The organism is Tateyamaria sp. (genome assembly GCF_059783535.1).
Map to the genome: position 1 here is coordinate 43,755 of NZ_JBYNDP010000013.1, position 14,172 is coordinate 57,926.

Consider the following 14,172-nt stretch of genomic DNA (forward strand, 5'->3'; position numbering starts at 1 on the left):
CCTGTTCCACCGGTCGTGCAGCCGGGTTTTCATGTTGCGCGAGGTCAACGCCCACAGCTTGGCGATGATCGGCCTAGCGTGATGCGATCACATCATTGCAAGACGGAATGCCGGCGGTGAAAAACGATTCAGAGACATGGCGAGCTTCGGTCACAATGAGATTGCTTTCGGCGTCCCACACCATGTCATGTGTCCAGACGACGTCTCCCGTTTCCGATACTTCGAGCAGACGCCCATGCTCCGCTTCGGTCAGCAGCAAGTTGCCATTCGGTAGCGTTTGGTGCTTGCCGCGCCGCCACGTATAGAAGGGCTCAGCCTCAGTACCTTCGAAGTCTACTGAGACGCTGTTGTCACGGGGGTCGATCCGCAGAATGCGAGAGCGCATCGCGCCGGTGGCATTGTCGAACACCGTGATCGTGCCATCGGGTTCGAAGTCGGGGTCATGCTGTTTGAACCAGGGGCCGTGCTGCCACCATTTGAGCACACCTGTTTGTGGATCGACCACCGCGACGAGGTTCGGTTCGCGCAGGCTGAACATCAGATCTCCCGCTGCGAACATCGGGAAAGCGTCGGCCAACTCGGGGCGCAGCATTTCGACATCGTTGGGATGAAACGGATCGTCAAGATAGGTGACCTGCCCCGCCGCATCACCCGGCATGCGCACACGAATATCAAAGATACCGCGTTGATCACCGCCCTTAGCCGCGATGATGTCATTGCGCAGATTCAGGGAAAAGGTCTTTTCTCCTGTGTCTTCATCCAAGCGCACCATGTCTTCGCCGTACCACGTCCAGATGCCCCCGGCGTCGTCGCGTGTGATGGAATGGTGAAATCCACCGCGCACGCTCCATATAGTTTGCCCGCATTGGTCGACACGCGCGATGGCATTTCCCACATCGAAGGTCACGACCAGAGACCCATCCTCGAACACCTCCATCCCGTGCAGCATGACGTTTTGGGGCGGCGTGTCTGGATCGAAGTCTTCGTAGTTTATGGGCCAACGGTGGATTTCATCGCCATTGGTGTCCATCAGACGGACAGCAAAAACCGACGTGTCCTGGTCATCACTGAGGCCAGCAATCAAGACATAACCCGGAGCACGCTCAGTTCCGGGCCGGCGCTCATAACCGCGATCGGGTGAGGCCGTACCTTGATCATTCGGCGCGACCAGATGGCGTGTCGGCTCCAACCCGATGTCATTACGCCAGTTGCGCGACACATCAAGATAAGTGCGATGTGCTTCGCCGATCTGTGGGGCAGGGAACCAACCCCACCAGGACGAGACGATGCCATACACCATGGCGATCAGAGCAAGCGAGACGATGAAAAAACCGCGGGCAAAGCCGTCGGATGATGGCAGTTTCATTTCATGGCCTTTCCAGTCGGCGAAAACGCTTGACCAATTGCCTGGCTGCACAGCTCCGCATGTAGAATGTCGGCGCGTTGCAGCAGGTCGGGCGACGCAGCGGAGAGTGAGGGAGCAGGGCGGGGTGCGCGCAAGATATCGGCTACGGCGGCGACCCCGTCTTGATCGTCAAGCCCGATTGCCGCAGCCAATTCGGGCAAATGCAATCTGGGTTCCGCGCACAGCGCATCGTGATCCACAAAGATGGAGTTGGGGCCAGCTGTGGCGAGTACATGCTGATATGCGTCAATCCAGTACCGCAGCCAGAAGTCCACGTGCTCTGGCGTTGGCAAACCCGTTCGCAACGTGGTGAATTCTATTGGCCGCATTGCCTCGCCAAACTCAAAATGCCCAATCCCTTCCATATATCGGCGTGCGAATGGCTCGCGAAAATGCAAATCAGCAAAGCGGAGGTGCTGGCTTAGTAGGGACTGGACTTGCGCGCGCGGATTGCGGATTGGCACTACTATGGACGCATCTGGAAAAAGGCGTTCCAGAAGAGCCAAACGCGCAATGTTGGCATTGTTTTTTGAGATGTAGCGTGTTGCGCCGGGCTTGGTTGCAACGATCTTAGCCATGTGCGTGCGGAAGAAAGCTTCGAACTGCGGGTTCTCGTCTTCCGCCGCCCAGGGGGCGATGCGATTCTTGGTGTAGTGTTCGGGCCAAAACGCCATCCACAGCATTTCTTCAAACGCTTCCGGGCTGTCCACCCCGACTTCAATACCGTCCCCGTGCGCCCGCTCACTTTTGTCCCCAGCCTTGCGAAACGTGCGGGAAAAACTGCCCCACAAGAGGGGGGATAAAGTGAAGGGCATGTGTTGGTAGGTGGCAGAAGCGAATTGTGGAAGGTTTACGAGACCTTCGAGCATGATCGTTGTCCCGGCGCGCGGCAGCGATGTAATGAAAACGGGTTGTTTGGCTGTGTCAGCAACAATACGGCGGCGATAAAGCTTAGTTTCCAAATCACCCAACCGAATTTGCCGTTCAGGCGATGCAAAGGCGAAATCGTGCAGCGCCTTGTCGAGCGGACTGTAAGGCACCTCAGCCGGTTTGCTGGTCTCAGCCGGTGTTCTGTGCAGTCTGTCCAGCCCTATCCAGAGCGCGATGGCGGCGGCGGTGGAACCAAGGATGAACGGCCAGCCAAGGGCAACCGCAATTGCACGGTCAACAGTATAGAACCCAAGTGCCGCGCCACCCCAAACGATGAATGCTGACGCGCCAAGTGATGCAGCACCTATGGCAGTGATCCAAAAGAACCCACCCAACAGCTTGATGGATGCGTGTCTTACCTGTGCTTCCTTGTCCTCATCCGCGATGTCACTGTTCACCATGACCGACACGGCTTGCTGTGTGGTGTCTATGATCCCGCTGGCAACACGTTGCGCATCAAGAACCCGCAGGACCGCGATAAATGCGAAGAGGCCCAGAACCAGGGCAGCGACGCTCAACTTTCATTCTCACGCGGTGTCTGAACATCTGCTTTGGCTTTGCGGGCGCGTAGCATCCTTTTTACGGGATACCAGACGAAGCCGACGATCGCGAGCAGGAGCGCAGCCAGGAGTGCGATCATTGTGCCGATGGCGGTTAGGCCAGCACCTGGCCCAACATAGGCCTGTGCAGTGGCAGGCATCACAACCAAAGCGATGGCCAGTAACGTGGGTGAGTGGGTCACACCCGAAACTCGTGTGTCGCGTTTCATAACGAAATCCTCACTTAACGCGACCAAGTACGACCACGAAAATCAGATAGGTCGACAGGATCGCTTTTGGCTCTTTTCGCAACACAGTTGTGAGTTGCCGATGCGGCAGCAAGGTACGAGACGGAAAACGGCGAAAGCCTGCCAGATCACTCAATCAAGACGGAGCATTTTCGCCCGTTTGAGCCTTCCAAGGAGGTCGAGCGCGGAACTTCGCCTTGGATAGAGAGGAGTAGACCATCTCGAGTGTTGGTTGCGGGCGTTTTCTCAGCAAGAGTCGCCACGTTTGGGTGTTATTCGCGAGCTGGTTCCAACTCGATATCCGGTTCGCTTGTTTCCACGGCTGCTATATCCACGCCCACGGCTTCGAGTTGACCCTTCATCAGAAAGACGTTGTAGACAGGTTTCCACCGCGACATCGTGAAATACACGGCGTCGTCGATTTCCAGTCCCGGAACGATATAGGGTGCATAGAGACCCGGATATTCATCTGCATGCGCGACGATTTGGGGCGCGCTCCATGGGCCGGTCATCGTGGGTGCACTGCGCAGAATGACCGCTCTTTCGACAGGCTCAAGATACATCATGAGCCAGGATTGGTGCACGTTGCTCCAAGCGACGGACAATTCACCTGCCGGAGCCGGAACCACCGCTTTGGCGTTGTGAATATTGGTCGACCATCCTTGGCCGTCCCAATATGTATACGCCCTTGGGTCAAACACGTCCCGTGGTGTAACTCGGCCAAGCCGCACACCGCCGAAACGACCCTGCGGGATACCAAAAACATAGATCATCTCATCGTGTTCGACATAGGCTACTTGCTCAAAGCCGGTGCCGGCGGGCCACATCGCGGTTTCTGATCGTGTCCAGTTCTGACCGTCGTCGTCGGAATAGGCGAGGCCGGAACGGCGGACATACCATTTGTCATCCGCACCCCACATGCGCACGGACATGTAGTGAAGGACCATCCGTTCCCCGAGCGAGATGCCGTTTGTTGGAATGACGGTCCATTCCAAGCCGGGAATTTTCGCTGAGCGGATGATTTCCTTGGCCGCTCCCGTTGCACTTTCGATCATGGCTGCGATGGAAAAGCCGTTTTTGGGATCGGGGTCCGCTATGCGCGCTATGGTGTTGCTGCGCCAATCTCCCCCGTCTGGTCCATAGGTGTCACCGAACACCATGTAGAGTTCACCCTTGTGGGTAAACATGTGGCCCAGATCCGTGCCGTGAACGTTCCAGCGCGTGTCTGTTGCGTTCGGCGATCCAGAGCCTGTTAGCTGGTTCACGATCTCGGTTTCGACGATCTGTAACGCGCCCGGTGTCGATATTTCCGGCGCATCGTTCTGTTGTCCAAAGTCCGATAAAGCCATCGTATCCAATGCCTCGGTTCCTTCGACATCGGCAATTGCCATGGGCAACTGGCAAGCGCAGAAGAAGATGAAAGTCGAAAGGGAAACGCCAAGCAGAGCCGGGGATATACGCATCACAGAGTACCTTCTATAGCCGGAAAGCGGTCGTAGTCGGAACGTCTTGGGCGCTTCAGAGAATCAGCTGAATGCCCGTCGCTTATACGTGCTGTGCGCTTGTCAAACGATCAAGCGGATTATCGCTCATGTGACGTAATGTAGGAAATTTTGACGCGGCGTCATGTTGATTCATTCCACCCACGGCGCGCCATTTGCCTATTCTTTTGGCAACTCTTGCGATGGTCGCGAAGGGTCGCAGACAAAACCATATGCTGGCCACGTCACCGGTTCGGGTTGACTGATGGGCAGCGTGCGGCACGACAAGTGCGGGTTTCTGTGCTCAATCCAACGCAGCATCTGTTCGCCATCGGTGGGAATGACAATGCCTCCGATCGGACCAACGTCCGAGATTGCCTCCTCCGTGCGCCAGGTGACGCGATAGGTTGCGGGCTGGGGAACTTCACCTCGCAATTCGTGATAGAGCGTGGCCATTCTCAGCTCGTAGGACATCGACACAACGGGATTGTCCACCGGGGATTGCGCCATCACGACTTCCAATGTGTCGACCAAGTCGGCGTAATCCGGTTCGCGCGCATTGAGATAGACGGCCATTTCAGCCGCGCGCAGCACACCAAGGACCAGAAGGAGCGCACCGAGCCATGGTTGCAGCCTTGGCCAGTGCCTCAATAGCCAACCGATTGCTGCAATCGCACCGACAAGCAGCGGGCCTAGTACAGGAAGATGAAACGCCTGGATATCGTATGCCCCGTACCAGATCATAAAGGGCAGGAATGCAAAAGCAGTACCCAGCAGGAGCGCGATACCTGTCCAAGCGGCGTTGCGCTGGCGCCAACCAACACCGAAAGCCAAAAGACCAAGCGCTATGAGGGGCAATGAAATCATGGGGTGTGCTTGGCTGAGCGTGCCAAACAAAACGGATGCAGTTTGCAGCGATTTGAGACCCGAGCCGTAGAGATCGCCGAAATACGTGCCCGCAATGTAGTCGATCAGTTCAGACGTCGTTGGGGGCAGGGGCAGGTATTCAGAGTAAGCTGTTGTCGGAGCATGTGTGACCCATGCGAGATAGAGATACTGACTGGCCCCAATAGCAAGTAACCCAAGAACGGCAAGCAGAACGCGAGGACGCAGTAAGATGCGGTAGTGCGTTGCCATCACCAACAAACCAACCGGGGCCAGCATAACCATCATGAGATGATTGCCGAACGACAGGGCATAGATCGCGCAGGCGAGAATGAAATAGAATGTGTGCTTGGTTTCAACGAAGAGGATCAGTGCAAGAACCACGGAAAGAATGAAAGCCAACGCGAGGGGGTAGACTTCCGCCTCAGTCGATTGCACGGCCATTAGGCCAGCACTGCCCAGAAGAAATGCGGCTGCTGCGCCGAAAACTGCGCTACGGGTTAGCCTCCCCACGATCAGGAATGCCATAGCGACTGCAAGAGCGCCGGGTAGAGATGCAAGTGCAATGGTCATGACCCGCCAGGGTTCGAACGGCAGATCAAGCGCACGCACTATCGTTCCAATCAGCAGGACGAACGGGTATCCGGGCCCATGGACGAGAATGGACGTGTGACCAAGCGTTTGAAACTTGGCGGAGTCACCCGCATTCAACATTCCACCGAGACCGGGAAAGAGCAGGCTGGAATAGTAGGACAACCACACCGAAAAAATCATGATCGCCAACCACGGGCTTTGGTAGGCGGATCGACCGAATTTTCGGGTGGTGCTGGGCATCTTCTCTCGTTTCGCGTGCCGCTTCAGGCTGCCGTATTGACGGTGTTAGCCCCAGAGCACCTCAATACTTAAACTATCTCTGGATGGTGTTGATCGGTGGTGTTGGTGCCGCTGCAATCTCAAGTCTCGGCACACCTGCAGCGACCAAGGGTGAAAAGAGTGTTCCGCCGATCCCAAAGGGCAGATCGACATGTCTTGCGGCCTGTGCTGTCTCCATCAGTTGAGCGGCCGAAAGCTGCGCATTTCCCGTGACATACACTGCTCCGCTCTTGAGGCCGATTTCGCCCAGCATATCGATCTCCAGCCTGTCGCCTGCAATATTCAACCGTGAGATACGTGCGGTACCGGCTTCGATCCCGACTTGGCCATCTATGAGATCGAAGTGGGTACGGCCCGCGGCGGGGATCAGGGGCCCCTTTTCCTTGGTCATAAATTGGCGGCCATTTGCGAGTGTTTCGAGCGTCGCAGTCACATCTACCCCGGTGAGGTTGCCATCCTCCATAGAGGCCGTGACGGAGCCTTCGAGACTTTCGAAGAGCTCCCCAAGTGTTTGACCATGCCCGGCTAGTTGAAGATCAGCACTCAGCATTCCTTCTGGCAATTGAGGTGTGCCAATCAGACGCTTCTGCATCTTTCGAGATATAGGTTGCACAATCTCGGCGATCGACGCGTCGGAAATCCTGACAGATATCAACACGTCGGCAGAGTGGTCGATGTCTGCACTCGCATCAATCCGACCCAGCACCTCACTTTGTGCGATCATTTCCAAAGACAGGTTATTGTCGCCCGAGCGAAATGAAACACTGATAGTGTCAAGTGTGGTGCCGCCGAGCGAGATGTCCTCGCCCTCCAAATCCAAATCGACGTCGAACTTGTTGAGCCAAGTCGTCTTGATTGATGTGGTAGCCCAATTGCCTGTACTGATCTTGTCAATTGCGTCGGAAATGGCAGCGTCTGCGGACAGCTGAAGTGTTTGAAGTCCGGGAATGATCAATGTGTCAGAGACGGTGCGAAGAGCCAGGTCTCCATTAAAGGCAATGCCACCTCTAGAAAATGTTGCATCCGATACATGAAGCGCGTCAGAAGTCATGGCGAAACGCCCATCAACCACAATTGGTCCCGGCCCGAAGAGTTGCAAATCTCTAAGACCATTTACCAAACCCTCGACTGGGCTATTGTCAGTTGGGTTATCCATTGAACTGACGTCATCGTCAGCAGTCAGCGCGTCGAAACTTAGAGAGAGTGTTGCCTTACTTCCGCCTTCTGAAAAGAATGCTACGGGATCTTCAATTTTGATGTCAAAGTACGTGCGATGTGCCCCGACGATGAAGTCGCCATCGATCAAAACCCCTCGGGACGCGTCACGTTGTGTAACGGAAAGGTTCAGGCCGGAGATACTGGATTGGCCACCAAAATCCAGAACGCCGTCGGTGACAACAATGGTTGCAGGGGGTTTGCGGTTTTCTGAAGCTTTCTCGTCCGACATCGCGATGTCTGGCCACATGGCGTTTGCCAAGCCAACCTGATCCAACAAGATGTGAGGACTTTGTAAGTGTAGGCTTGCGATTTCTCCGCGCCCTATGAATAGCGGCGCGACGCTGAGCGATGCATCCAGACTGGCTGAGGTCAGGAACCCTTCAGGCTCGCCGCCTTGATTTGTAGTAAATATCGGATCAACAACGACAACCCGGAGGTCGGGTCGGACTGAGACTTCGGACGCCTCGTTCAGCATGATACCAGAGCCGGCGAAACGCCCAAGCTCATGATTTATACTGTCGCGTACGGTGTCGTTCAGGTCCAACTTGGGAACTATAATAAGAGCTGTAGTGCATGCGAACACAAGACCAGCAGCGACCATAGCGCTTCGCGCTACAAGACCGAACCTTTGTCCGTTTCCTGTTCTCATCACACTCCTCCCAACCGTTTTAAATGCAACGGCGGTCTGTGCCTTTGGATCAAATCAGCACCGCATCTGTCACAGTGTGGGGCCGTTACGCTGAGCGACGGGTTTTTTACGGAAAGCCCCGTCACCACGCCGAAAATCGATTCCTAAGCACAGTGTTTTAGATACAGTTTGGTTTGCAACGTAGGCAATCCGTTCGACCTGCATCATCGTATTTGAGGCACGTTTCCCGGCCTTCTGCCGCCGATACCCCCCTCAATTGAGCACATCCCTGCCGATGCCAAAGTTGCTCTGGGAACGGATTTGCAACCTTTTTGCTTTTGCACCCACGCTGCTTCAACCAGCCAGTTGGCTGCCCGAAGCGACCTGTTCGCCAAGGCAGTTGGGCAATGGGCGGTCAAAAAGCATGGCACAATGCTGCAGAGGAGCTTGGGTGTGCCGCCACGAAATTGCCGCTGAAGACTGGCCGTAGAACGGGAACAACCAGAGAGAGATCTACGCATGTCGGTCAAGAACCACGTCGATAGCATGACCAACTCTGACTTGCAGCAGCTGCATGACGGTCAACGCGATGCGTTGGCCAGGGATCGGGTCGCCGCATATGTGAGCTTGCCCGATCTGGAAACAGCTATCGACATACCATTGGTGGTCGATCTTGATGGTACCTTGCTGCGTTCGGATCTGCTGGTTGAGACTGCGTTTCGTCGATTGGGGCGCGACCCCGGTGCGATCGTCGGTATGTTGCAATCACTCAGTGATGGCAGAGCGGCGTTGAAACACTTTCTGTGTGCAGGCGGTGATTGTGCCCCTGAAACTCTACCCTATGACAAGACGATCCTGTCTATGATCCGTCTTGCGCATTTGGCAGGACGATCTGTCTATCTGGCCTCGGGTTCACATGAGGATATGGTAAAGGCTGTCGCAGATCATCTGGGTATCTTCTCGGGGTATTTTGCAACAACCTCTTCGGTAAACTTGTCCGGCAAGGCCAAGGCAGAACGCCTTGTGGAAGAGTTTGGAAGCAAAGGGTTCGACTATGTTGGCAACGGTGCTGCCGATTTGCCAGTCTGGGAACATGCGCGCCAACCCATCGCCATCCGGACGACCCAGCGTGTCGCAACACGCCTGCGTGAAATGGCACCGCATGCTCAATTTGTTGAGCATAGCCGCACGACATTGAACGATTGGGCGCGCCAGTTCCGTGTTCATCAATATGCCAAAAACGCCCTTGTGTTTGTGCCAATGATCGCAGCGCATGCCCTGAGTTTTGAAAATCTGTTCGTCACGATGATCGCGGCCATCGCTTTCTGTCTGGCCGCGTCGGCCTGCTACATTCTCAATGATTTGGTTGACCTTCATGACGACCGTGCACACCGCACCAAGAAGGATCGTCCGCTGGCGCGAGGCGACATTTCATTGATCCACGCCATGCTTGCTGTGCCGATCCTGTTGATCCTAGCCACCGCGACAGCGCTTTCATTGTCGCCGGCATTTGCCTTGGTTCTGACCATCTATTTCGCAATGACGACGGCATACTCCTTTTTCCTAAAAAAGATCCTGCTCGTCGACGTGCTAACACTGGCGGGTCTGTACACGATCCGCCTGTTGGGGGGAGCGGTGGCAATAGGTGTGGTATTGTCGTCCTGGCTGATGGTCTTTGCACTCTCGATCTTCGTATCGTTGGCGCTGATGAAGCGGTTCGTGGAGCTAACAGCCTGCGCTGATGCGGACCGAGCGTCGCCAGACAACCGGGACTATGAAAATGTCGACCTTGGCATGCTTGCCGCCCTGTCTGCAGCCGCTGGTTTTAATGCAGTGACTGTTCTGGCGCTCTATGTGTCCGGCAGTTCCGTTACGAGGCTCTATAGCAATCCCGAAATCCTTCTGTTGGCTTGTCCCATCATGACATATTGGATCGGGCGGGCACTCATCTTGGCGCAGCGGCGGCAGATGCAGGATGATCCGGTCATCTTCGCCATCAAGGACCCGATGAGCAGGCTGAGCGGCCTTGCGATGCTCGCAGTGTTCGTGTTGGCAATCTGACGGGCAAGTCATGCTAAGAATTCTGTCAGAAGGTCATCCGATTGGGCGCTATGTGGCAACCGCTGTCCTGTCGGTGTTGGCGAACCTCCTTGCCCAAGAGATGACGGTGCGCGGCATGCCGGATGCGCACCTTTTGGCGTCGATTATTGTCGGAACGCTGGTCGGCTTTTTTATAAAATACGTTGTCGACAAGACTTGGACGTTCCGCGAACGATACACAACGCCCTTTGGCGAAGCGCAGCGCATCACCTTGTCCGGCCTGTTCAGCGTTGTGACGACGCTGATTTTCTGGGCATTCGAACTTGGGTTTCATGCCATCTGGCAGACCGATTTCGCCAAGTATCTTGGTGCAGTCATAGGTCTGAGCATAGGTTACATTCTCAAGTTCTGGCTTGATCGGCGCCATGTCTTCAGGGAGAGCACCGTTTGAAAGACCTGAGCGGATGGGGCCGATATCCCCGCGTGTCAGGGCAGCTTGATGCGACGTTTGACCTCCATCCGGCTGCCGAAGCGACAGCAGCCCTACCGGGCGTAATTGCGCGGGGGCTTGGGCGGTCATATGGGGACGCCGCCATCGGGCGCACCAACACTCTTGATGCGACGGGTCTGAACCGGATGCAGGGGTTCGATCCGGAAACGGGGGTGTTGGCCACTGAGGCAGGAGTGTCGTTGTCGGACATCATCACGACCTTTCTGCCGCGTGGCTATTTTCCAAGCTGTGTCCCAGGCACCCGATTTGTCACGGTTGGGGGCATGATCGCATCGGATGTGCATGGAAAGAACCAGCACAACGATGGTACGTTTGGCGATCACGTCGAATGGCTGATGCTGGCATTGCCGGATCAGCGAGTTGTCCGGTGCAGCCGGGACGAAAACGCGGAGCTTTTCTCTGCCACGACTGGCGGTATGGGACTGACTGGAACAATCCTGTCGGCTGGCTTCCGGCTGAAGCAGGTGGAAACCGGCTGGATTCGACAAAACACGCATGTTGCGCGCAACCTTAGCGAGGCAGTTGCTTTGCTGCGCCAGACCGGAAACGCCACCTACACGGTGGCTTGGATCGATGTTCTGGCCCGCGGCGCCTCACTGGGGCGATCACTGGTTCTGGAGGGCGAGCATGCTAGGAAAGACCAACTGGCATGGGGTGACGTTCCTTTTCCATCCTCACGAAATGGTCGGATCGGGGTGCCGACCGACATGCCCGGCTGGATGCTGAACGCTGCAACGGTCAGGGCATTCAATCAGCTTTACTACAGGAACGGCGCTCGAAAGGCTGGCCGGACGATGCTCGTGCCATGGGATGCTTACTTCTTTCCCCTCGACGGTTTGGCGAATTGGAACCGTATCTACGGGCGCCGCGGCTTTGTGCAACATCAATGCGTTATCCCGGATGCCAAGGCTGAAAGCGTGGTTTCCGAAATACTTGAGCGCATCTCCAGCCACGGCACGGGTTCATTTCTGGCTGTCCTCAAGCGTCTGACGTCGGGATCCGGGCTGATGTCCTTTCCGATGGAGGGCCTGACACTCGCTCTCGATATACCGCTCAGTGACAAACTGATGCCCTTGCTGGTCGAGATTGACGCGTTGGTCGTGGAAGCGGGCGGGCGGATGTACCTGGCAAAGGACGCAACCCAGTCGCCGGACACTTTTGTGGCTGGCTATCCACAACTTGATCAGTTCCGCCGACTTCGGGACGAGATTGGCGCAACGGGCCAGATGGCCTCGAAATTGTCTGAGAGGCTCGGAATATGAGTGAGACTGATCAAGCGCCTCTGCAGAAAAACCTGCTTGTGGTTGGTGGTACCTCCGACATCGGTCGGGCGGTTGCGGCGGCTTATGCTTCGATGGGTTGGAAGATCACGCTCGCTGCGCGTGATGTCGAAGGCGCCGAGCGGAACGCGGCCGATATCCGAACCCGGACCGGGGCACACGAGGTTACCGTGTGCCAGCTTGATATCCTGGACACGGAACAGTTCGAAACGTTTCTGGATCAACTTGATGCATTGCCGGATACCGTGGTGTGTGTCGTCGGAATGCTGGGTGATCAGCAACGTGCGCAAGAGGATACGGAACATGCGACGCAAGTGATGCGCACCAATTTCGAAGGCCCCTCCCTGCTGCTTGAAATAGTGGCTGCACGTTTCGCCGCGCGTGGCCGCGGGCTGATCGTTGGGGTCAGCTCAGTTGCTGGTGATCGGGGGCGCGCTTCGAACTACGTCTATGGCGCGGCAAAGGCCGGTTTTTCCGCCTACCTTTCAGGATTGCGCAACAGGCTCGCCAGCACAGATGTACAGGTCGTTACTGTCAAACCGGGTTTCGTGCGAACCAGCATGACCGCAGGTATGGATCTTGCCGGCCCGCTGACTGCTGAACCGGAGGATGTTGCCGAACGCATCGCAGGGCTGCAGACGCGGCCAGCCGACGTCATCTATGTGCTGCGCGCATGGCGCCTGATCATGTTCATCATCCGGTTCACTCCGGAAGCAATATTCAAGAAGCTGAAGCTTTGAGATGTCACACGTGTCACGAATAAGCACTCTTTCTTCACCAATCGCCGTGGCGACATGGGCGACAACTGCAATCTGCGCGGCTCTTCTGGTTCTGCCGGGCGTCACTGCAACATCGATGTATTTCAACGATATTCTGATCTTTCTCGACGGTGCGTATCGCGTAGTTCATGGTCAGGTGCCAAATCAGGATTTTCACACAGCACTGGGGCCGCTGAACTACTACCTGCCTGGGCTTGGATACTGGCTGACTGGAGAACTTGGCATGGCCATGCCATTGGGTATAGCGGCGCTGATGTTGGTGACCGCGCCGATCATGGTCCATGTTTTGGGGACACGGATGCGCCCGCTCATCGGTGTACCGCTCGCCATCTTCCTGATGCTGTTGCTTGCCACACCGATGAACACGGGCGAGATACCTGCTAAGATTTCGTTCGCCATGTTCTACAATCGTATAGGTTGGGCACTGCTGGGCATTTTGCTGGTGATGCACCTTCAGCCCGAACGTCCAATCGAACGATGGCAGGGGTGGCTGGATGCCGCCGCCGCGGCGACACTGACGATGCTGCTGGCCTATACCAAGATGACTTACGGGGTGGTTGCCTTTGGGTTCCTTGTGCTGATGTTGCTGCAATCTGGGCAGCGACGTTGGGCAGCCGGAGCAATTGCGCTGTGTGGGATCATCGGGCTTGTGGTCGAGGCGTTCTGGGGTGGCACATGGATGCACATCTCTGATCTGATCGAGGCCACGAAAGTCAGCGGTGTGATCGAGCCTTACATTTATGCGCGGTCCTTTCTTCTCACTTCAGGTGAATACGTGGTTTTTGCCCTGATTGCTGGTTTGGCACTTTGGCAACGGCCACGCGTAACAGATTTTTTGTTCTATGGGTTTTGCGGTGCGGCAGGCTTCGCGCTGCTCAATCAGAACTTCCAGATGATCGGGATTGTGAGCATGCTGGCGGGGGCTGCTGTCGCGGCAGAGATATTGTCACGTCATCAGCACACCACCTCGCCGACACTGCAAAGTATCGTCCGGGGTGCACCATTTGCAGTTGTGATCCTGCTCTTGCCCATCGCGCTCTCATCGGCCGCTGCGGTCGGCGTTCATACGACCGTTGCCGCAACCCGGGCGGGTGTCGCGCTTGAAACACCCAACGGCAAAGGGTTGCGGATCATCAACATCCTCAACAAGGGACAATTCGAGTTTTATAGTGGCTATGGGCAGACGCTGGCAAGCGGCGCTACGCTGCTGGCCTCACTCGACAAGTCGCCATCCCGTGTGCTGGTCATGGACTTTGTCAGCCCTTTCGCCTCGCTTGCAGGATTGCCACCGCAGGAAGGGGGCAATGCATGGATGCACGACAACCGCAACTTCGACCTCGAAGTTCATCTTCCCG

At 56.1% G+C, this 14,172-nt stretch carries 11 protein-coding genes; 5 read left to right on the forward strand and 6 right to left on the reverse strand.

Features of this window, described 5'->3' with window-relative positions; all coding sequences use genetic code 11:
* Positions 1-73: 73 nt before the first annotated feature.
* From AC6RA8_RS04825 to AC6RA8_RS04850, 6 genes are all read right to left on the reverse strand, one after another.
* Complete coding sequence (locus AC6RA8_RS04825) at positions 74-1,366, reverse strand: arylsulfotransferase family protein (protein WP_500350991.1); 1,293 nt, start codon at positions 1,364-1,366, stop codon at positions 74-76.
* Entirely contained in the window at positions 1,363-2,853 is a 1,491-nt protein-coding gene (locus AC6RA8_RS04830; protein ID WP_500350992.1) for a sulfotransferase, read from the reverse strand. Before AC6RA8_RS04830 ends, AC6RA8_RS04825 begins: the two co-directional genes overlap by 4 nt.
* A complete protein-coding gene (locus tag AC6RA8_RS04835) occupies positions 2,850-3,104 on the reverse strand; it encodes a hypothetical protein (RefSeq protein ID WP_500350993.1) in 255 nt (84 codons plus the stop codon). Before AC6RA8_RS04835 ends, AC6RA8_RS04830 begins: the two co-directional genes overlap by 4 nt.
* Before the next feature lie 290 nt (positions 3,105-3,394).
* The gene (locus AC6RA8_RS04840) at positions 3,395-4,513 is read right to left on the reverse strand and encodes a glycoside hydrolase family 183 protein (protein ID WP_500350994.1); all 1,119 of its coding nucleotides are present in this window, start codon (positions 4,511-4,513) and stop codon (positions 3,395-3,397) included.
* Positions 4,514-4,783: 270 nt separating this feature from the next.
* On the reverse strand, positions 4,784-6,322 hold the full coding sequence (locus AC6RA8_RS04845) for a protein O-mannosyl-transferase family (protein WP_500350995.1): 1,539 nt from the start codon (positions 6,320-6,322) through the stop codon (positions 4,784-4,786).
* A gap of 73 nt (positions 6,323-6,395) precedes the next feature.
* Entirely contained in the window at positions 6,396-8,123 is a 1,728-nt protein-coding gene (locus AC6RA8_RS04850; protein ID WP_500350996.1) for an AsmA family protein, read from the reverse strand.
* 603 nt (positions 8,124-8,726) lie between these two features.
* Here AC6RA8_RS04850 and AC6RA8_RS04855 point away from each other — a divergent pair.
* The 5 genes from AC6RA8_RS04855 to AC6RA8_RS04875 form a co-directional block, all read left to right on the forward strand.
* Positions 8,727-10,268: a UbiA family prenyltransferase gene (locus AC6RA8_RS04855; RefSeq protein ID WP_500350997.1), complete on the forward strand. Its 1,542-nt coding sequence runs from the start codon at positions 8,727-8,729 to the stop codon at positions 10,266-10,268.
* A gap of 10 nt (positions 10,269-10,278) precedes the next feature.
* A complete protein-coding gene (locus tag AC6RA8_RS04860) occupies positions 10,279-10,698 on the forward strand; it encodes a GtrA family protein (protein WP_500350998.1) in 420 nt (139 codons plus the stop codon).
* 32 nt (positions 10,699-10,730) lie between these two features.
* Complete coding sequence (locus AC6RA8_RS04865) at positions 10,731-12,020, forward strand: FAD-binding protein (RefSeq protein WP_500350999.1); 1,290 nt, start codon at positions 10,731-10,733, stop codon at positions 12,018-12,020.
* Positions 12,017-12,778 carry an SDR family oxidoreductase gene (locus AC6RA8_RS04870; RefSeq protein ID WP_500351000.1) on the forward strand — a complete coding sequence of 254 codons (762 nt, stop codon included), beginning with the start codon at positions 12,017-12,019 and terminating at the stop codon, positions 12,776-12,778. The genes AC6RA8_RS04865 and AC6RA8_RS04870 overlap by 4 nt, the downstream gene beginning before the upstream one ends.
* Positions 12,779-12,824: 46 nt before the next feature.
* On the forward strand, positions 12,825-14,172 hold a 1,348-nt coding region (locus AC6RA8_RS04875), incomplete at its 3' end, for a hypothetical protein (protein ID WP_500351001.1).